Genomic DNA, 20,610 nt, shown 5'->3' on the forward strand with positions numbered 1-20,610 from the left:
AGATTACGCTTCTTATTCCCTTGTTTTGATTATGCCTGTACAAACTGATATTTTAATTATAGGTGGCGGGCTTGCCGGATTAACCGCAGCATTACATCTCCAGCAAGCAGGGATTGAGGCCATCCTGATCGAAAAGGATATTTATCCTCATCATAAAGTTTGCGGTGAATACATTTCTAATGAGGTTCTCCCCTATTTAAAGTGGCTGGACGCTGATCCGGCTGTGCTGTCTCCTTCGGTAATTTCCAAAATGCAATTTTCTACAGTTTCAGGGCGTCGTATTTCTACCCGGTTACCTATGGGTGGATTTGGAGTGAGCCGTTATAAACTGGATCATTTTCTCTATCAGAAATTTCTGGCTAAAGGAGGCCGCGTGATACAGGATACAGTAAGTCATGTAGTTTTTGAAAAAGATACTTTCCTGGTTTCCACACAAGGTGAAAAACAATATATAGCCAGACAAGTGATTGGTGCTTATGGCAAACGTTCTGCTATAGACCTCAAATTAAAAAGGAAGTTTATACAGCATAAATCGCCATTTCTGGCTGTAAAAGGACATTATGCTGGTGAATTTGAAGACGGACTTGTTGCATTGCATAATTTTAAAGGAGGCTATTGCGGTGCTTCTAAAATCGAGGATCAAAAGATAAATATCTGTTACCTCGCAAATTATGAAACTTTCAAAAGATATAAAAACATCGCAACTTATCAGGAAAATGTATTGTATCAGAATAAACATCTAAAAAGCCTTTTTGAAAAATCCGAACTCTTGTTTGATGCACCAATAACGATCAGTCAACTCTCTTTTGGTGCCAGAGAAGCAGTGGTTGATCATATCCTGATGATTGGCGACACTGCGGCATTGATACATCCTTTATGTGGAAACGGCATGGCTATGGCTATACATAGCGCAAAGATCTGCTCAGAATTACTGATTTTGTTTTTCAAAGGGGAGATTCCTGATAGAACTGACATGGAAAAACGTTATCTTATCTCCTGGAACCACCACTTTAAATCCAGATTATGGATGGGAAGGACTTTATCAGCCCTGTTCGAAAAAGAATATTTAACAGAAAAATTATTGGGTGGAATGGTTCGGCTGCCATTCATACTGCCTTTGATCATCAAAAATACACATGGCCATACTTTAACTGTTCCTGAATAATGTTTGTAGATACCACTTATAGAAGCAATGCTCCTGAAATTATGGATAATTTCCAGATGGAGGGTGAAATACTCAGAGATGCATTAGACAAAATTGCCAGCATCAACCGCCTGCTTGGCGGAAACAAGGTCACACTGGAAGGAATTATTTATTTACTGCGGGCACAACCAAAATCTGCATTGATCCGTATTACAGATATAGGGTGCGGAAACGGAGATATGTTAAGAGCGCTTGCAGCTTATGCAGAGAAAAATGATTTAAACTTTATACTCACTGGTATAGATGCAAATAATTTCACGATTGAGCACGCCAGGAGTTTATCTGCAGGTTATAAAAATATAAGCTATGAATGCATAGATATATTTGATAAGCCGAATAAAGAGCAATCAGCAGATATTATACTTTGTACTTTAACATTACATCATTTTAAAGATCAGGAGATCATTACACTGCTGCAAAGTTTTCAGCAGACAGCAAGGCTCGGTTTTGTGATTAATGATTTACAACGGAGTGCAATCGCTTATTACCTGTTTCTGGGTTTATGTTTTGTATTCCGCCTGAATGAGATGTCACGTGAAGATGGACTGGTTTCTATTCTCCGCGGATTTAAAAGAAAAGATTTAATGTCGTTTTCAAAAACATTAGGCCTTAAAAATTACTTAATCAAATGGAAATGGGCGTTCCGCTACCAATGGATAGTTAAAATATCATGAGTGTAACCATAAAAAGCATCAGCAAAGCATTGCCTGAATATTCAAGAAGTACAGCGGAGATCATTCCTTTTCTGGACGGGTGGCTGCATGGTCAGGAAGACCGGTTTGTCCGTAAGGTTAAAAAGATATTTGAAAATGCTGCAGTAGATAAACGCTATTCATTTATGTCTCCCGAAGAAGTTTTCAGCGACCTTACTTTTGAAGAACGCAATGATATTTATTGCAGAGAGGGTATTAAACTAGGTACAAAATGTCTGACTGATGCGATTGAGAAGGCAGGCTGGAAAAATGAAGATCTTGATTATATCATTACCGTAAGCTGCACGGGAATTATGATCCCCTCTTTAGATGCTTATCTGATCAATGCCTTAAAACTGCGCCAGGATATTGTGCGCCTTCCGGTTACAGAAATGGGCTGTGCAGCTGGTGTGTCAGGGATTATATACGCTAAAAATTTCCTGAAATCCAATCCTGGCAAAAGAGCTGCAGTTATCGCTGTAGAATCTCCAACGGCCACTTTTCAGCGCAATGACTTTTCGATGGCCAATATTGTAAGTGCAGCTATTTTTGGAGATGGTGCAGCCTGTATCCTCTTGTCTTCACATCCGGAGGATGACGGACCGGAAATAATGGACGAAGAAATGTATCACTTTTATGATGCAGAAGACATGATGGGCTTTAAAATGACCAATACCGGTTTACAAATGGTATTGGATGTTACTGTTCCTGAAACAATTGCTACACACTTTCCCGCTATTATTCATCCTTTTCTGGAAAAAAACGGATTAAATATTCAGGCTATAGACCATTTGATTTTTCATCCCGGCGGAAAGAAAATCATTGAAATTGTAGAAGCCTTATTTGGTGATCTTGGAAAAAATATAAACGATACTAAAGCGATTTTAAGGTTATATGGAAACATGTCAAGCGTTACCGTACTCTATGTGCTTGAGCGGATTATGGATGCCAAACCTAAACCTGGAGAAAGGGGGCTGATGCTTAGTTTTGGTCCCGGATTTTCTGCACAACGAATTTTATTGCAGTGGTAAGCATTTTTTGTATTTACTTTACAGCTTAGAATTGATAATCTTATACGCATGAATACACAAGAAATACTATCAAAATTACCTTACAGCAAACCTTTTTTATTTGTTGATGAGTTATTACAAATCGATGAGAACGGATCAACAGGTACTTATACTTTTGATAAAGACCTTGATTTCTATAAAGGACATTTTAAAGATGCACCGGTTACACCAGGGGTAATCTTAACAGAGACCATGGCACAGATCGGGTTGGTTTGCCTGGGTATTTATTTATCGGAAAATGCAAATACAGAACTGAAAGCACATGTGATGCTGACTTCTACGGCAATGGATTTTATGAAACCTGTTTTTCCGGGTGAAAAGGTTACCGTAACTGCTGAAAAAGTATACTTCAGGTTTAAAAAGCTGAATTGTAACGTCGTGATGAAAAACGAAGCAGGAGAAACAGTTTGCAAAGGAAATATTTCAGGAATGGTAACGACAAAAATGAATGACTAACCGTGTTGTCGTCACTGGTTTAGGGGTTGTTTCACCAAATGGTGCGGACATTACGCAATTCAGGGATGCGCTTAAAAATGGTGTGTCCGGGATCCGGCATGATCTGCAGCTGGAACAACTTCTTTTCTCTTGCCAGATTGCAGGGAAACCAGTGATTGATGCAGCCCGGATTAGCCAATATTTCACTGACCTGGAAATCAGGAACCTGGAAAGCACGGGAATTATATATGGTGTAATTGCGGGTTTAGATGCGTGGAAGGATGCAGGGCTTAACCCTGCTCCGGATGAAATGCCTGATTGGGAAAGCGGAACTGTTTTCGGTACCGGAACTTCTGGTATTGACAAATTCAGAGGTGCTATTTATAAATTAGACAACCTGCAGATCCGTAAGCTGGGCAGTTCTATAGTTGCCCAGACTATGGCAAGCGGAGTCAGTGCATTACTAGCCGGAAAACTTGGATTGGGTAATCAGGTAACAACAAACTCTTCTGCTTGTGCAACAGGAACGGAAAGTGTTTTGATGGCTTATGAGCGTATTAAATCGGGTCAGGCAACCGTAATGCTGGCTGGCAGCACAAGTGATAGCGGACCGTATATATGGGCTGGTTTTGATGCAATGAAAGTCTGCACGTACAAACATAATGAAGCTCCCGAAAAAGGAAGCCGCCCAATGAGTGCAACGGCAAGTGGCTTTGTTCCTGGAAGCGGTGCAGGAGCTTTAGTGTTAGAGAGTCTGGACAGTGCTTTAGCAAGGGGTGCCAGGATTTATGCGGAAATACTGGGCGGACATGTCAATTCTGGCGGACAGCGTGGTGAAGGTACAATGACCGCACCTAATCCAGTAGCGGTACAAAGATGTCTGTCCAAAGCATTCAAAGATGCAGGCATACAACCTGCTGAAGTTGAGGTGATTAATGGTCATTTAACAGCAACTGTAAAAGATCCGCTTGAAATACAAAATTGGGTAACGGCATTGGGGCGTTCCGGTAAGGATTTCCCTTATATCAATTCGGTTAAGGGGATGATTGGACATTGCATCTCTGCAGCAGGCAGCATTGAATGTGTAGCTTCTGTTTTACAACTTCATGAAGGGTTTATTTTTCCTAATATCAATTGTGAAGATCTGCATCCTGCCATTGAAATGCTGATAGATCCGGAGCGGATCCCCCGTGTTTGTCTCCAAAAAGATTTTAATATACTCGTCAAAGCAAGTTTTGGTTTTGGCGATGTCAATGCCTGTTTAGTCTTAAAAAAATATAATGATGGATAGAGAAGTTATCATTTCCGCTATTAAAGAAGTTGCAGCGCCTTATACGCAGGACAAAGAAGCATTAGATCAGCTTAGTGAGACCACAAGTTTTATTACAGACCTGAAAATCAATTCTGCCAACCTGGTTGATATTGTACTGGACCTGGAAGAAAAGTTCGGCATAGAGATCGATAATGATTCTATGGCAAAAATGCTGGATGTCAAATCAACACTCGACGTCATTGAAGCCAAACTTGCTGAAATTGATAGGCAATGATCTGGTAGACCTGCGCCTGGCAGCGATAGAGAGCAACTGGAGGAGAAAAGGCTACCTGAACAAGATATGTACGCCTGAAGAACAAAAACTGGTTCTGGAAGCTGCTATGCCTGATGAAATGTTATGGTTGATCTGGACTATGAAAGAAGCCGCTTGTAAAATAGTTCAGCGCAGTACAGGAATCAGAAAGTATGAGCCTTTAAATTTTTGCTGCACATTGAATACGCAGGGTATAGAAATATCGGGAATGGTGAGTTACTTTAAGGATAGTTTTCTAATTAGAAGTGAGCTCCAAAGTACATTCATCCATTCTGTTGCAGTATCGGATATTAAGGATTTTGATCAGCTGCATTTGCAGTATCTGAAACCTGGTATTGCTTACAAAGCCGAATTTAACACTATAACTGAGCTTTATCAGCTGGCCGGTACTCCATCAGGTATCCCGGAGTTAACCCATCAGATTACCGGCCAAAAGCATGCTGTTTCTGTAAGCCACCATGGTGACTATCTGGCTGTTATTTATTCAGATTCTCTTCTATTAACAGATTAATAATCCCATCTGCCATACCCACTCTTGGTACGTGAATCTGCTTGATACCGGTCCACTTCATCAGGGTAATAAAGATTTCACTGGCCGGAATGATTACATCAGCACGGTCTGGGTTCAGGTTAAAAATCTGGATACGTTCTTTTAAGGAATGGCTATTCAATTGATTGTAAAGAGATTTGAGTTTCAGAAAAGTTAAAGGCGTTCCCTCTTTTTCATTCGCCATTTTATACAATTTATTGATATTCCCTCCAGTGCCTATGCCTGCCAGGTTTTTATGATACCTGGTTTGATCCTTAACCCAGAGCCTCATCTCTTCCCAGGTTTCTTCTTTATCCTGGTTATCAAGAATTCTGATTGTTCCGATATCAAATGATTTAGAAGCCACAGGTATTTTATTTACGAAAACAGACAACTCTGTGCTACCACCACCTACATCTATGTAAAGATAGTTTTTCTTGATATCAAGGTCATCCTCGATATGATTGGCATAAATAATATTAGCTTCCCGCTGACCTTCAATAATCTCCAGGTCAACATTGGCTTTCTCTTTAATCATTTGAATGATCTCAAGCCCGTTTTGTGCCTCTCTCATAGAAGATGTTGCACAAGCAAGATATTTAGTCACCTGATAAACATCCATCAGGTTTTTAAAGGCCTGCATAGTTTTGATCAGGTCTTCGATTTTACGTGCCGAGATTTTATGGTCAAGAAAGGCGTCATCACCTAACCTTAACGGAACCCTGACCAGCGTATTCTTTTTAAAACCAAACCCATTTTCATTGTGTGTTATATCTGCAATAAGCAGTCTAACGGCATTAGAGCCAACATCAATTGCTGCATATCTGAGCATAATCTTCTACTGGTGTTTGTTTTTTAAGTAATTATAAGTTTGAACCTGTGCTCTCACCTTAGTGCTAAGCCGGTTTTTATGGTATTTATTGTTATTCAACCGGGTAATATCTCTCGCTTTTACGTTATCCTGTAACTGAAAATCAATAATATCCCTGATTTCCTGTTTAACGTCTTCATCCAGCACAGGAAAACCAACTTCTACACGGTGCTCAAAATTGCGGCTCATTAAATCACCTGAAGAAAGGAACATTTCTTCTTTACCGTTGTTCCCAAAAATAAAAACACGCGCATGTTCTAAAAACTTATCAATGATACTGATGACTGTAATATTTTCACTGAAATCTTTGACTCCCGGAACCAGGCAGCAGATACCGCGTACAATTAATTTAATCTTTACGCCAGCATTACTTGCGTCATAAAGTTTCTCCACGATCCCTTCATCAGCCAAACTGTTTACCTTAAAAATAAGATAAGCAGGTTTACCAGATTTCGCAATCTTAATTTCCCGGTCTATCAAAGTATAAAACTTAGTTCTCGATTCCAGGGGAGAAACGATCAGGTACTTAAATCCTGTTGCTACAGTGCGCTTGTTTAAGGCTGCAAAGAGCTTAATTAAATCATGCGTGATCTCTTTTTTAGCTGTAAAAATACTATGGTCACAATAGAGTTTAGCAGTTTTCTCATTGAAATTACCAGTTGCAAGATTCGCATAATAAACTGGACGGCCTTTTTCTATCCGGGTAACCAGGCAGATTTTAGAATGGACCTTGTAATCAGTCAGCCCATAGTTTACATGAACACCTTCTTCTTCCAGCCTGTTGGTCCAGAAAATATTTGCTCTTTCATCGAAGCGTGCTTTAAGTTCAACCAGACAGTTTACCTTTTTACCATTTTTTGCCGCATTAATTAAAGCATTAATGACTCTTGAATTCTCTGCAAGACGGTATAGTGTGATATTTATTGCCGTAACTTTAGGATCAATTGCTGCTTCACGAAGAAAAAGAATGATGTAATCGTAAGATTGATAAGGTAAATTAACCAGGTAGTCTCTTTCTGCAAGTTTGTTAAAGATACTTTGGGTACGGTGTAAACCAAATACCTTCAGGGGTATATTTGCAGGATATTCAAGGCTTTTATCTCCTACATTAGGAAAGCGAATGAAATCACCAAATTTATGGTAACGGTTTCCTGGAATCAGACTTTCTGCTTCCAGTTTCATTTTAGCAACCAGCACACCGAGCATATCAAACGGCATTTCTGTATCATAAAGTAAACGCATTGGTTTACCTTTTTTACGTTTATCAAGGCTGGTTTTTAATTCATCAATAAACTTATCGCTTACATTTTTATCTATATCCAGTTCTGCGTCTCTGGTCAGTTGTATGGAATAGGCATCCATTTCATCGTATTTGAATACGTAAAAGATGTCATCCAGACAATATTTGATAATATCCTCAGCAAGAATAATAAATTTTAATCCGTTGGTTTCCGGCAGGACCAGGAACCTTGGCAAATCGGGAGGTAATTCTATCAATGCATACTTTTCATCTTTTTTGCCGGTTTTCTTTTTAAGCCTTACAAAAAAGTACAGGTACCGGTCTTTGAGTTCTGGAAAAGGTTTTTCCATATCAATCATGATCGGTACCAGGTTGGAAAGTATTTTATCCCGGAAGTGCTCTTTTACGAACTCTCCCCTGGCCACATTGAGTTGCGTATCATTCAGGATAAAAATCCTGTTCTGTGCAAGTTCATTGATCAGCGTAGCCTGAAATAATTGTTCAAATTTACGCTCCTGTTTAACGACGATATTCTTAATCTCGTTCAGCACTTTTTTAGGATTAAATCCTAAAAGTTCTTTGGCCTTGTCGTTTAAATTAGACAACCTGGTCATTGTAGCTACACGCACCCGGTAAAATTCTTCCAGGTTAGAAGAGAAAATAGACAGAAATTTAATTCTTTCAATCAGCGGAACAGTTTCATCTGTTGCCTCCTGTAAAACCCGTTCATTGAAATATAACCAGCTGAGTTCTCTATTTAAAAATGGGACCTTCTTCTTTGTCATGGGGGTTAGTATCAAAAAATCCCTGGTGGGACCGGATGCTCAAAACTGCGAATTCTATTGTTAATTCAATGTTAATTATTCGAGCATTAATCTACGGAAAAACGCGATTAAATTAACGTCAAACTACTATTGAATTAACTTTCATCTGTAGTCTTCTCTTCCGTTTTTTCTGAAGTCACCACAGGTTTAACAGCCGTTGGTGTAGTTTTAGCGGCGGTTGCAGCAGGTTTAGCAGGAAGGCGTTTAACGACTGCTTTCTTTACTGGAGCAGTTTTAGCTGCTGCTGTAGTTGCAACTTTTTTAGCTGCGCCAGTTGCTGCTGTAGTTGTTTTACTTACACGTTTTACAACTTGCGAGGCAGGTTTTGTATGCGCTCCATTTTGAACAGCAGTAATCGTTTTATCTTTGACTCCAGCCGTTTCTTTTTTCAATGCTGTAGCTTCTTTTTTAACTGCCGCAGTTTCTTTTTTTACTTTATTTTTCACTGCAGGAATTGCCTTTTTAACTGCTGAAGCAGATTTTCCCACAGTTGCTGCTGCTTTTTTAACAGGCTTTGCAATTAACGTAGCTGCCTTTTCTTCACTGGCAATCACCGGAACTTTAATGCTGTTCACTGATGGTTTTATGCTCGAAACTGCTTTCTTAACTTCTTTTTCAACCTTTTTAGCACCTTTTGCAGTTACTTTTTTAAGTTTTTTCGCAGTCTTTGCTATTTCCTTTTTAGTTGGCTTGGTTTTCTTAGTGGCTTCTGCTTTTACAGCAACAAATCTCTTAGCTAATTTACTCGCAACAGATTTCGCAGCTTGTGCTAATTCTTCACCAATTTTTTCGGCATCATGACCCAAATGAGAAACTGCTTCAAAGAATTTTTGCGAAAGAGTCTGCTCCAATTCTTTTTTAACTGCTTTTTTAGCATTATTTTTTTGCACTTTTGATTTATTGGTTTTCATAATATTTTTTTTAGCAAGAACGTTAAATAATTAATATCTAAATCTAATATATTTTTTATACTAAAGCTATAATCATGCCCACTTTCGATATCGTAAGTAAAGTTGACGCGCAGACATTGGATAATGCAATGAACAACGCAAAAAAAGAGATTCTTAACCGTTATGATTTCTCTACCTCTCAGAGTACTATTGATCATGACAAGAAAACAAATGTGATCACCATTGTTACTGAAGATGACATGCGCCTGAAAGCAATTGAGGATTCAATTATCTCCCGTATGGTGAAACAAAATCTGGACCCTAAAAGTCTTGACTTTGGAAAGGAACAGTATGCTTCTGGTAATATGATCAGAAAAGAAGTTTCTATCAAAGAAGGGATCGACAAAGATGTCGCTAAAAAGATAGTTGCAAAAATCAAAGCAAGCGGGCTTAAAGTTCAGGCTTCTGTAATGGACGATCAATTGCGTGTACAAAGCAAAAACATTGATGACCTTCAAAAGGTAATCTCGCTTTGTAAAGGTGAAGATTTCGGACAGCCGCTTCAATACATCAATATGCGTAACTAATGGAAATTGCTGATAACGGCTTTATTTTTTCGGATGACAAAGGCAAAATCGATGCTGCTGCAGTCCATCTTTTCCTGAGTACCCAATCTTATTGGGCTGAAGGGATTCCATTACAAACGGTGACTAAATCTATTGAAAACTCTCTTTGCTTTGGAATCTATAAGGAAACCCGTCAAATAGGGTTTGCAAGATGGATTACTGACCGTGCTACATTTGCTTATCTGGCAGATGTGTATGTAGAGGAAGAGTTCCGGGGTATGGGACTTTCGAAAAAATTAATGTCGCTTATGCTTTTTCATCCTGATCTCCAGGGCTTAAGAAGATACATGCTGGCAACCAGAGATGCACATAGTCTTTACAGTCAATATGGTTTTGAGCCACTGGAATCGCCGGAAAATATAATGGCGGTTACGGTCAAAGACATTTACAAAAAGCAGGAAGATTAGTCTCCCTGCTTTTTATTGCATTTGCCAGCCGGATGAATTCCATCGTTGCTGAACTGACAAATGATATTACTTTTGCAGGATATGAAAATAATCCGGTTCCATAGTTTAGCGCTTGCAGGTCTGTTATTTACTGCTTCCTGTACACAGCAGCCCAAAAAAGAGAAGTTTAACAACGACACTTTAGTCAAAGCAGAAGTTGCACAACCGAAAACTCGCAAACTGGATACAGTAAAACCTGTTTCCACAAAAACCTGCAGTCAGATTGCCTATTTGATACTGACTACATCGCCTCGTTACCAAAGTTTAACGAATGGATTGAAAGAAAGGATTATCAAAAATGGCGGTACTTCATTCTATATCTCTTATGAAGGAAGCCCGTATTCCAAAATAGATAGTGCCACAAATTACTCCGAAACTTATGATTATAGTATTCATGAAAACTATCCTGACCATGCTCCCTTAATCGCAAGTTTCACTTTTGATCCTGCAAAGAAACAGCTATTTGAATATAATGTAGCACAAGATTCTTTAATGCCTGCTGCGTTCGATAAAACACTTTTAGTGGATTTAGCTAGAGCCTGCGAGTAAAAAATCAATCAGAAAACATTACTTATCATAGGTTAACGGGAAGTTTTAGTTTCCCGCTTAACTTTGTATCAGATTAAAACAAGGGAATTATGGAATTAGGTATTAGTATGTTCGGGGATTTACGTGTTGATCCAATAACAAATAAATTTCAACCTGCCCAGCAAAGACTGGGCGAGATTATTGAAGAGATCAAATTAATGGACGAACTGGGAATGGATTATTTCGGTATCGGAGAACATCACCGTCCGGATTTTGCAGTTTCAAGTCCTGAAATTTTACTGGCAGCAGCGGCTGTGGTAACCAAAAATATCAAACTAGGCAGTGCAGTAAGTGTATTAAGTTCTGCTGATCCGGTCAAGTTGTACCAAAATTTTGCGATGGTTGATTTATTATCAAATGGCCGTGCTGAATTAATGGCTGGTCGCGGAAGTTTCATTGAATCGTTCCCTTTATTTGGAAATAACCTGAAGGATTACAATGAATTGTTTACAGAGAAGTTAGACTTATTGTTAAAAATAAATAAAGAAGAAAGTATTACCTGGAAAGGAAGGTTCAGACCAGAACTGGTTAAGCAACAGGTATTGCCAAGAGCAGTAGATAACAATTTACCAATCTGGATCGCTGTAGGTGGTACTCCGGAGTCTGTGATCAGAGCTGGTCAACTGGGGTTGCCTTTAATGATCGCTATTATTGGTGGATCTCCTAGCCAGTTTAAACCTTTATTTAACTTATACAGGGAAGAATACCAAAAGGCTGGTCATGATATGGCTAAATTCCAGGTAGGTATACATGCACATGCATTCTTTGGGGATGACGGGGATGAGGTAGCTGCTAACTATTATCCATTGTATGCCGCACAAATGGACAGAATAGGGAAATCACGCGGATGGTCGCCATATACTAAATACCAGTTTGATTATGGCAGACAAAGAGAGGGAGCATTATTTGTAGGCGATGCTGAAGCAGCAATTGACAAGATTTTATATGCACAGGAGATGTTTGGTCTGACACGATTTGCAGCACATATGGATGTTGGTGCGCCTGCACACAAAGATATGATGAAGTCTATCGAAATTTTCGGAACCAAGATCGCTCCGAAAGTTCGTGAAGCATTGAAAAAATAAGCAGGCATTGTGAAGACCTTAAACGGTCTTCACATCTGTTTCACTATATTCTTTGATATCTGTAATATATCCATTCAGGATCAGGAAGTCAAAGAGTGGTTTTGCTTCTGGCGTCACCGGCATATTTACAGTCGTAATTACTTTATTTGATTTTTTATCCAGGAAAGGATAAGCAAACAGTTTCACATTTTTGGTAAACATATCACTTACATAACTCAATAGCATACTGGAATAGTTCTCTCCAAAATTTGAAGAATTGAATACAAACTTCAGGTTATTGATATTCGTTGAAATACCTACGCTTTTTGGTTTACATCTGTCCAGATATTTGGCCAGTTTGTTATGCCTTGCAAAATTGGAAACGATCACGAGATTACCCGTTTTACAAAGCTCTTCAGCCCTTAGTGCTACTGCTTCCAGGTCAATATTCTCAGGAATTTCTTCATCGGCTGTTAAAACATTCGACAACAAGACCTCAATTAAAACACTCAGATTATCTTTTTTCACATCTTCTGTTCTTTTAAACTGATCTACAGCTTTATTGAACATACTAAAGTTAGGCAATGATTTCTGCGCATATTTTGTCCGCAAAATCATAATATCTTTTTTATACAAAAGATCTTTAGGCAAACATGGGTTTCCCAGAGAATCAAAAATAGCTGCATCTGAGAAATCCTTTACAATCAGGTAAAGATTCAGCAGGATATTATTTATGTTTTTAAAAGCCGGACCACTTACAGAGATCAAATCTATCTCTACAGAACCTACAGTCAGGTTATCTGCGAGTGATTCAACCATTCTTTTAGGATCAGTATGATAGTAAAAGGCTGCGTAAACCAGGTTAACCCCGATTATACCTAATACATTCTGTTGTAATGCAGCATCAGTATCCAGTAAACGTACATGAAAAAAGATTTCATTTGGTTCTCCTCCTGGTTCAGTCTGAAACTTGATTCCGATCCATCCATGCGGATCATTGGATTTATTATAGTTCAGGGTAGTTACTGTATCTGCAAAAGCGAAGAAACTCCTGGTTTCATATTTTTCACCGTACAATCTTTCTGTCAATAAACCAAATTCATGGTTCAGCATTTTAGTCAGCCTGGATTGACTTACGTATCTTCCGGTTTCTTCGACCCCGTAGATCGCATCACTAAAAGTCATATCATAGGCAGACATAGTTTTGGCCACTGTTCCCGAAGCCGCACCTGCAGTAAAAAAATTGCGTGCTACTTCCTGTCCCGCCCCGATCTCAGCAAAAGTCCCGTAAATATCAGAGTTTAGATTAATATTCAGGGCTTTACGCTTGGTATCAAGAATTTCTCTTTCCATTCTGCAAAAATAGCAGAAAATGCGAAGAAGGAGATTAAATTTAGATGATAAAATTGTTTAAAGCTTATTTAGATGAATTTTAAACCGCTTCTTAATTTGAGGGATAATTTTCTATCTTGTCCCGCTGATGTTAAACGTAATTGATCTGAATATCCAGTTTTTTAATCAGGAAGACCGCTCCTGGCAAACCGCAGTTAACCAGATCAGTTTCAAAGCTGAAAGAGGACGGGTTTTAGGGATAGTCGGCGAGTCCGGCTCTGGAAAGTCTGTGACCTCTTTCGCGATTATGCGTTTACATGATCCGTTGTACACTAAAATTAGTGGAGACATTCTTTTTAATGAAATCAGCCTGCTTTCCTTATCCGATAAGGAAATGAATACTTATAGGGGCAATAAAATTGCCATGATTTTTCAGGAACCCATGACCTCTCTGAATCCTGTTTTCACTTGTGGCAACCAGGTTCAGGAAGCAATTATGCTCCACCAAAGTCTGAGTAAACAAGCTGCAAAAGAAAAAACAATTGAACTTTTCAAGGAAGTACAACTGCCCCGTCCGGAGACAGTTTTCGATACCTATCCGCACCAGCTTTCAGGCGGACAAAAACAAAGGGTAATGATTGCAATGGCTTTAAGTTGCAACCCTGAATTTCTGATTGCCGATGAGCCTACCACTGCATTGGATGTAACGGTACAGCAAACGATTCTGCAGTTATTGCTTAAAATAAAAGAAGAAAGGAATATGGGAATGATTTTCATCTCTCATGATCTGGCAGTGATCAGTGAAATTGCTGATGATGTAGCTGTCATGTACAAAGGGACAATTGTAGAACAAGGATCGCTGGAACAGCTCTTTAAAAATCCAAAACATCCCTATACAAAGGGTTTGCTGGCTTGCAGGCCCTCTCCTTTATACCGTTTAAAAAAATTGCCGGTCGTAGCCGATTTCCTCAAACAGGGCACGGATCAGCCGATTGCTCATTTGCTGGCCATAAATAGTTATACGCAACAGGAAATTGACAGCAGAAGAGCAGTTTTGTATGCCACACCTCCCCTGCTCAAAGTGCATCATCTTTGTACGTGGTTCCCGGTCAGAAATGGTTTGTTCGGTTCTGCTAAAGAGGTGGTTAAAGCGGTAGATGATGTTAGTTTCAAACTTTATCCAGGAGAAACACTGGGTTTGGTTGGTGAATCAGGTTGTGGTAAAACTACGCTCGGCAGAACTATTTTACGTCTGATTGAGCCTTCTTCCGGCTCAATTATTTTTGACGGACAAGATATTACACATTTAAAAAAGGAAAAGCTCCGTGCACTGAGAAGAGATATACAACTCATTTTTCAAGATCCCTACTCTTCTTTAAATTCGCAGCTTACAGTAGGAAATGCATTAATGGAACCTTTGCAGGTACATGGTGTGTTTAACAGTAATGCGGAACGTAAAGCACATGTACAGCATTTACTGGAATTAGTGGATCTGAAACCTGAACATTTTAACCGTTATCCTCATGAATTTTCAGGAGGCCAGCGGCAGCGTATCGTGATTGCCCGTGCGCTTGCACTTCAGCCTAAACTGATTATCTGTGACGAATCTGTCTCTGCACTGGATGTTTCTGTACAGGCCCAGGTGTTAAATTTACTGAGAAGGTTACAGCAGGAAATGGGTTTGACTTATATTTTTATTTCTCATGACCTTGCAGTTGTTAAACACCTTTCGGACAGAATGATTGTGATGAATAAAGGAAAAATAGAGGAAGAAGATTTTCCGGAAATCATCTATGAACATCCTCAGACCGCTTACACGCAAAAGTTGATTGCTGCGATTCCGGGGAAATTAAGCCTTGCCAGGTAGTTGCTGTTCTGGTACAGTGAGCTTTATAATTGCAGTATTCAATACTCTCCTGATTTCTCTTTCTTTCAGCTTATCATAGTTATTCAATAATACCTGTGCTTTAAATTTAGCAATATCTTTATTGATAGCCAGTGTTTTGATAGTCAGCCCACTGGATACAATATTGTCTTTAAAATTATCCACAGCCTGATACAAGTGCTCTTCTAAAAAATCAGGTGTATAGCCGAACTGAAGTGCCATTTCAAATTCTACACTTAATTTCTTAATATTCTGTTTGGACTGGTTAATAATGACGGAACTGAATACCACAGAGTTAGGGATAATAACCATATCATTATCTTCATTCTGAAGAATCATGTTAATCAGGGTAATGTCCAGTATTTTTCCTTCATTATCATTTACACGGATATGATCACCTAATGATAAACGGTCTGAGAACATAATGATCAACCCATTAATCATATTGGTAATATAATCTTTAAAAGTAACTGCAATAGCTGCCGCTACAATCGTAATACTGGTTAAGAATTCCAGCGGTTTGATCCCCATCCAGATCATGATTGCAATTACTCCAAATACGGTATTCAGAATTGAAACTATCCTGTTAATGCCCAGAATGAAGTTATCCTTGATCGTGGACTTAAAGCGATGTTTCTTAATATACCAGTAAATGACAACCAGGCGCAGAAATGAGACTGCAACGCTGGGTCCGAGAAACACCATAAATGCGTGAGCAGTCAGCGCTATAAAAGGAAAATCGGTAAATATTACCGGCTGATAAGTTTCAAAATACGCCAGCACAAAGAGAATGATAGTTTTGATGATAATCATCAGAAATTCCCTTCTTGTACTCCGTTGTTTTTCTTCTATCATTTTAAATTTTCTCCTGTTCTTACTGCTCTTTTAATATCCATGACCAGAATTTGGATCACCGCTAAAGCTCCGGTAAAAATTGCAATTATACAAATCCCTGATACGCTTTATGGCCTTTAATATTGGATTTATAGCCCTTAAGGCTTCATAAATCATTTCAAAGTGTTACCTTCGGAATATTGACAAATATACTATGGCAAAAAAGAAATCTTCTCAAATAAAACTCGTCTTAACTCAGTTAATCAGTGATGTTTTAGAGAATAGCAATAATGAAGCCTTGAATTATAAACAGGTTTCAGCCAAACTCAACATAAAAGACGAAGAAGCTAGGGAAACCATTTTAGAGATCCTGAAAGAAGAGGCACAAAAAGGTGTTTTTTCGGAACCTGAAAAAGGAAAATTCAAGCTTAAAGATTTAAAGACCTTTATCACCGGAAAAGTAGATATGACTGCCGATGGCGCAGCTTTTATCGTTCCTGATGATGAGTTTGAAAAAGACGTATTCGTATCGGCCCGTAAACTGCACAATGCACTGAACGGCGATAAAGTAAAAGTTTATATCTATGCTAAAAAAAGAGGCAGAAAAAATGAAGGCGAAGTCGTCGAAATTATACAACGCTTAAAAACTGATTTTATAGGCGTAATCAAAATATCTGATCGTTTTGCATTCGTCACTATAGATGATAAGAAAATGCTGCATGATATTTTTGTACCACTTAGTGACCTTGATGGTGCTAAAAATGGACAAAAAGTACAGGTAGCGATTACGGACTGGCCGGAGGGTGCAAAAAATCCTATCGGAAAAATTATCAATATCCTGGGTACTCAAGGGGAGAATAACACAGAAATGAATGCGATCCTTGCGCAATATGGTTTTCCCTTGTCTTTCCCTCCTGAAGTAGAGAAAGAAGCCAATGAAATTCCAGAAGCGATTACGGAAGAGGAATTGAAGAACCGCCGCGACTTCCGCGATACGGTAACTTTTACCATTGACCCCGCAGATGCAAAAGATTTTGATGATGCGATCTCCTTCAAAAAATTACCAAACGGCAATTATGAAGTTGGGGTACACATTGCGGATGTTTCGCATTATGTGCAACCTAAAACCTATTTAGATAAAGAGGCTTATTCCAGAGCTACTTCTGTTTACCTGGTAGACCGGGTAATCCCTATGCTTCCTGAAAGATTAAGTAATGGTGTTTGTTCGCTTCGCCCTAATGAAGATAAACTTTGCTTTGCAGCTGTTTTTGAATTAGATGAGGCAGCCAACGTAGTAGAGGAATGGTTCGGAAGAACTGTGATTCACTCCGACAGACGTTTCAGTTATGAAGAAGCTCAGGAAGTAATAGAAAATAAAGAAGGCGACTATGCCCAGGAAATCCTGAAGCTGAATGAGCTTGCTTATATTTTAAGAGACAGGAAGTTTAAAAATGGTGCGATAAGTTTTGAAAGTACTGAAGTAAAATTCAGACTGGATGAAAAAGGAAAACCAGTTGGTGTTTACGTCAAAGAACGTAAAGATGCCCATAAACTGATTGAAGACTTTATGTTACTGGCCAACAAAAAAGTAGCTGAATTTATTGCTAAAAAAGGTAAAGGAAAGGCTAAATATACTTTTGTATACCGTTCTCATGATTCTCCAAACCTGGAAAACCTGGGTAACTTTGCTTTATTCGCTGCCCGTTTTGGTTATAAAATCAACATGAAATCGGATAAGGATATTGCAAAATCACTGAATTTCCTGATGGAAGATGTGGAAGGCAAAAAAGAACAGAATGTATTAACACAACTGGCTATCCGTTCGATGGCCAAAGCGGTATATACGACTAAAAAAACAAGCCATTACGGCTTGGCTTTTGATCATTATACCCACTTCACCTCTCCTATCCGCCGTTACCCTGATGTGATGGTTCATCGCCTGCTGGCTGCTTATCTTAACGGAGAGCGCTCCGCAAATGAGGATGAATATGAAACGGCAGCTTCTCACTCTTCTGCCATGGAAAAACGTGCTGCTGATGCGGAACGTGCTTCTATTAAATACAAACAAGTAGAATACCTGGAAGAGAATGTAGGTAAGCTCTTTATGGGAATTATCTCTGGCGTGACCGAGTGGGGAATGTATGTAGAGCTGATCGAAAACAAGTGTGAGGGAATGATCAGACTGAAAGATATAGCTGATGATTTTTATGTACTGGACGAGAAAAACTACTGTATAGTAGGCCAGCGCAAGAAAAAGAAATATCAATTGGGTGATGAAGTCAAAGTGAAAGTAAAAAGAGTAGACCTTTCTAAACGTCAGATTGACTTTTCACTGGTACAGGATTAAAAAGAACATGTATAAATCAGGCACTGTTCTTTTCTTGTTACTCTTATTTTCTTCCATCTGCGTTTTGGCACAGCAAAGAATTTCAGGTGTTATAGTAGAAAAAAACACAGGTAGCCCTGTTGTTTTTGCTACTGTACAAGCGCAAAATCAAAAAAGCACTTTAACTAATGGGAACGGTGAGTTTGAACTTACCGTAACCTCATTACCGGTTACTTTATTGATTACTCACCTAAACTATGCCGGTGGTAGTTTTGAGGTTAAAACTGCTGATGCGCAATTGAAAATAGAGCTTGATCCGCAGGTAATGACTTTAAAGGAAGTGTCTGTTGGAAATCCGGCAATTGCGATTATGCAGGATGTTACCAATAAAGCTTTAAAGACTTACAATAAATCCAATTTTGGTAAAGCTTTCCTCAGACAAATTGCCTATGAAGCTAACGAGCCAATCTATCTGAATGAGATCTGGATGGATGCAGAATGGAAGCCTTATGGGCTGATTGGCTGGCATCCTACAGAAGCGCGCCATTTGCAGGGTAAAAAAGGAATATCCTATACCAATACGAGTTTTGTTACTTTCGTATTGTCTGGTTACCTGGCAAATTCTTTCCATAAAAAACCACTTTTAAAAAGAGTAGATTCCCTTTATACTTTTAAACTTGCAGGCACTTACCTGCAGGATGGAGAAGAAATCGCAAAGATTATCTGCACACCTAAACGTGAATTGAAGGAGAAAAGATTTGAGGGGGCCTATTATGTGAATACGGTCACCAATAATGTCCTTAAAATCGAAGGGGTAATTAAAGGCATGTTTTTTAAGAGCAATGGGCCGGTCAGTATCAAAAACAAGGAAACGGAATTTATAGCACAATACAGGCTGAACAAACAAGGAGATAATGTTTTGGACTATGCTGTTTTCAACTCCACCAACAGGTTAAAGATGTTAGGTTTTGGTGTTCAGGATACGGACCTTTATTCTACCTTGTACATGATGGATGATGCGCATATAAACCAAAATATCCTGGAAGAGGTAAGTTCAACCATCAACGATAGTAACCTGGTTAAAGCCATGACTTATAATGAAGATTTCTGGAAGAAGAATCCAGGAATTAAAAGAACAGCCAGGGAACAGGCAGCAATAGAAATTTTAGAAAAAAACTCCACATTAAGAAAATAATGCATACCATTTTTGAGTTACAACAATTAATTGAAACAGCGATCAAAAAGATCGAATATCCGGCAATTCCCTCAAAACTATATGAGCCTATAAGTTATATTATGCGCCTTGGTGGTAAAAGGATCAGACCGGTATTGCTTTTGCTTTCCAGTGAATTGTTCAATACCGATGCCAATGAAGCAATAGAAGCAGCATTGGCGATTGAAACTTTCCATAATTTTACGCTGATCCATGATGATATTATGGATAATGCACCTTTAAGAAGAGGACAGGACACCGTTCACATTAAATGGGGCGTAAATAATGCAATCCTCAGTGGAGATGTAATGATGGTCGAAGCCAACAAACACTTGACGAACCTGGACAACAGCATTCTTAAAAATGCTTTGCATTGTTTTAACATGACTGCACAGGGAGTTTGTGAAGGTCAGCAACTCGATATGGAATTTGAGCAGCGAACTGACGTCAGTATTGTGGAATATATCAATATGATCCGTTTAAAGACGGCAGTATTGGTAGGTGGGGCAATGAAACTTGGGGCAATTGTAGGTGGGGCAAGTGACGAAGATGCAGAACACCTTTATGATTTTGGTGAGAATTTCGGAATTGCTTTCCAGTTGCAGGATGATATCCTTGACGTTTATGGCGATCCGGTTAAATTCGGCAAGCAGGTTGGCGGTGATATTATCTCCAATAAGCAAACATTTCTTTTGCTTAAATTAAAAGAATTAGTAAAGGATAGTGACCTTGTTTTGCTGGAATCACAATATTCAAATATAGATTATCCTGCAAAAATTGAATCTATTACAAACTTATATAACCAATACAAAATCAGGGACCTTGCAGTTAATGAAATGAAACGCAGCCTTGATATTGCTTTTACAGCATTAGAAAAAGTTAATATTGAGGCAGTTAGAAAAAATGAACTTATTCAGCTTGCCGAATCATTGATTGACAGAGAAAACTAATACTT

At 38.9% G+C, this 20,610-nt stretch carries 20 protein-coding genes; 15 read left to right on the plus strand and 5 right to left on the minus strand.

Translation table 11 applies throughout. From position 1 onward, the window contains the following. Positions 1-31 precede the first annotated feature (31 nt). From AY601_RS12280 to AY601_RS12310, 7 genes are read left to right on the plus strand one after another with little or no spacing between them, the layout of a single operon-like run. Complete coding sequence (locus AY601_RS12280; protein WP_068401334.1) at positions 32-1,165, plus strand: NAD(P)/FAD-dependent oxidoreductase; 1,134 nt, start codon at positions 32-34, stop codon at positions 1,163-1,165. Further along, the gene (locus AY601_RS12285) at positions 1,165-1,878 is read left to right on the plus strand and encodes a methyltransferase domain-containing protein (RefSeq protein ID WP_068401336.1); all 714 of its coding nucleotides are present in this window, start codon (positions 1,165-1,167) and stop codon (positions 1,876-1,878) included. The genes AY601_RS12280 and AY601_RS12285 overlap by 1 nt, the downstream gene beginning before the upstream one ends. Continuing rightward, the gene (locus AY601_RS12290) at positions 1,875-2,927 is read left to right on the plus strand and encodes a type III polyketide synthase (protein ID WP_068401339.1); all 1,053 of its coding nucleotides are present in this window, start codon (positions 1,875-1,877) and stop codon (positions 2,925-2,927) included. The genes AY601_RS12285 and AY601_RS12290 overlap by 4 nt, the downstream gene beginning before the upstream one ends. Before the next feature lie 48 nt (positions 2,928-2,975). Next, positions 2,976-3,422 carry a 3-hydroxyacyl-ACP dehydratase FabZ family protein gene (locus AY601_RS12295; protein WP_068401341.1) on the plus strand — a complete coding sequence of 149 codons (447 nt, stop codon included), beginning with the start codon at positions 2,976-2,978 and terminating at the stop codon, positions 3,420-3,422. Then, entirely contained in the window at positions 3,415-4,692 is a 1,278-nt protein-coding gene (locus AY601_RS12300; protein WP_068401343.1) for a beta-ketoacyl-[acyl-carrier-protein] synthase family protein, read from the plus strand. Before AY601_RS12295 ends, AY601_RS12300 begins: the two co-directional genes overlap by 8 nt. Then, positions 4,682-4,948: an acyl carrier protein gene (locus AY601_RS12305; protein WP_232324743.1), complete on the plus strand. Its 267-nt coding sequence runs from the start codon at positions 4,682-4,684 to the stop codon at positions 4,946-4,948. The genes AY601_RS12300 and AY601_RS12305 overlap by 11 nt, the downstream gene beginning before the upstream one ends. Further along, positions 4,890-5,498: a 4'-phosphopantetheinyl transferase family protein gene (locus AY601_RS12310; RefSeq protein ID WP_198163680.1), complete on the plus strand. Its 609-nt coding sequence runs from the start codon at positions 4,890-4,892 to the stop codon at positions 5,496-5,498. Before AY601_RS12305 ends, AY601_RS12310 begins: the two co-directional genes overlap by 59 nt. On the opposite strand, the gene AY601_RS12315 is transcribed toward AY601_RS12310, so the two are convergent. The 3 genes from AY601_RS12315 to AY601_RS12325 form a co-directional block, all read right to left on the minus strand. Continuing rightward, complete coding sequence (locus tag AY601_RS12315) at positions 5,464-6,348, minus strand: exopolyphosphatase (protein WP_068401347.1); 885 nt, start codon at positions 6,346-6,348, stop codon at positions 5,464-5,466. The two genes, AY601_RS12310 and AY601_RS12315, sit on opposite strands and share 35 nt — an antisense overlap. A gap of 6 nt (positions 6,349-6,354) precedes the next feature. Further along, positions 6,355-8,412, minus strand: coding sequence for a polyphosphate kinase 1 (ppk1, locus tag AY601_RS12320; protein WP_068401349.1), 2,058 nt, complete (start codon positions 8,410-8,412; stop codon positions 6,355-6,357). Positions 8,413-8,546: 134 nt separating this feature from the next. Further along, a complete protein-coding gene (locus AY601_RS12325) occupies positions 8,547-9,362 on the minus strand; it encodes a hypothetical protein (protein ID WP_068401350.1) in 816 nt (271 codons plus the stop codon). 74 nt (positions 9,363-9,436) lie between these two features. On the opposite strand from AY601_RS12325, the gene AY601_RS12330 reads away from it, so the two are divergent. The 4 genes from AY601_RS12330 (at position 9,437) to AY601_RS12345 (ending at position 12,086) form a co-directional block, all read left to right on the plus strand. After that, on the plus strand, positions 9,437-9,928 hold the full coding sequence (locus AY601_RS12330; RefSeq protein ID WP_068401353.1) for a YajQ family cyclic di-GMP-binding protein: 492 nt from the start codon (positions 9,437-9,439) through the stop codon (positions 9,926-9,928). Continuing rightward, positions 9,928-10,374, plus strand: coding sequence for a GNAT family N-acetyltransferase (locus AY601_RS12335; RefSeq protein WP_068401356.1), 447 nt, complete (start codon positions 9,928-9,930; stop codon positions 10,372-10,374). The genes AY601_RS12330 and AY601_RS12335 overlap by 1 nt, the downstream gene beginning before the upstream one ends. An 81-nt stretch (positions 10,375-10,455) precedes the next feature. Next, positions 10,456-10,962 (plus strand): hypothetical protein, encoded by a 507-nt coding sequence (locus tag AY601_RS12340; RefSeq protein ID WP_198163681.1) that lies wholly within the window; start codon positions 10,456-10,458, stop codon positions 10,960-10,962. Positions 10,963-11,051: 89 nt separating this feature from the next. Continuing rightward, entirely contained in the window at positions 11,052-12,086 is a 1,035-nt protein-coding gene (locus tag AY601_RS12345; protein ID WP_068401360.1) for an LLM class flavin-dependent oxidoreductase, read from the plus strand. Between the two features lie 18 nt (positions 12,087-12,104). Here AY601_RS12345 and AY601_RS12350 read toward each other — a convergent pair whose 3' ends face one another. Continuing rightward, positions 12,105-13,418, minus strand: a complete 1,314-nt coding sequence (locus AY601_RS12350; protein ID WP_068401363.1) for a nicotinamide mononucleotide adenylyltransferase — start codon at positions 13,416-13,418, stop codon at positions 12,105-12,107. Positions 13,419-13,545: 127 nt separating this feature from the next. Here AY601_RS12350 and AY601_RS12355 point away from each other — a divergent pair, with 127 nt between their 5' ends. Next, positions 13,546-15,264 (plus strand): ABC transporter ATP-binding protein, encoded by a 1,719-nt coding sequence (locus tag AY601_RS12355; protein WP_068401366.1) that lies wholly within the window; start codon positions 13,546-13,548, stop codon positions 15,262-15,264. Here AY601_RS12355 and AY601_RS12360 read toward each other — a convergent pair. Next, on the minus strand, positions 15,247-16,137 hold the full coding sequence (locus tag AY601_RS12360) for a mechanosensitive ion channel family protein (protein ID WP_068401368.1): 891 nt from the start codon (positions 16,135-16,137) through the stop codon (positions 15,247-15,249). The genes AY601_RS12355 and AY601_RS12360 overlap by 18 nt on opposite strands. 193 nt (positions 16,138-16,330) lie before the next feature. Between AY601_RS12360 and rnr the strand changes: the two genes are divergently transcribed. The 3 genes from rnr to AY601_RS12375 are packed head-to-tail and all read left to right on the plus strand — an operon-like array spanning position 16,331 to position 20,605. Then, positions 16,331-18,463, plus strand: coding sequence for a ribonuclease R (gene rnr, locus AY601_RS12365; protein ID WP_068401370.1), 2,133 nt, complete (start codon positions 16,331-16,333; stop codon positions 18,461-18,463). A gap of 7 nt (positions 18,464-18,470) precedes the next feature. Further along, the gene (locus AY601_RS12370; RefSeq protein ID WP_068401374.1) at positions 18,471-19,637 is read left to right on the plus strand and encodes a carboxypeptidase-like regulatory domain-containing protein; all 1,167 of its coding nucleotides are present in this window, start codon (positions 18,471-18,473) and stop codon (positions 19,635-19,637) included. Beyond that, entirely contained in the window at positions 19,637-20,605 is a 969-nt protein-coding gene (locus AY601_RS12375; protein WP_068401377.1) for a polyprenyl synthetase family protein, read from the plus strand. Before AY601_RS12370 ends, AY601_RS12375 begins: the two co-directional genes overlap by 1 nt. Positions 20,606-20,610 lie beyond the last annotated feature (5 nt).

It is taken from the genome of Pedobacter cryoconitis (assembly GCF_001590605.1).
GTDB lineage: Bacteria > Bacteroidota > Bacteroidia > Sphingobacteriales > Sphingobacteriaceae > Pedobacter > Pedobacter cryoconitis_A.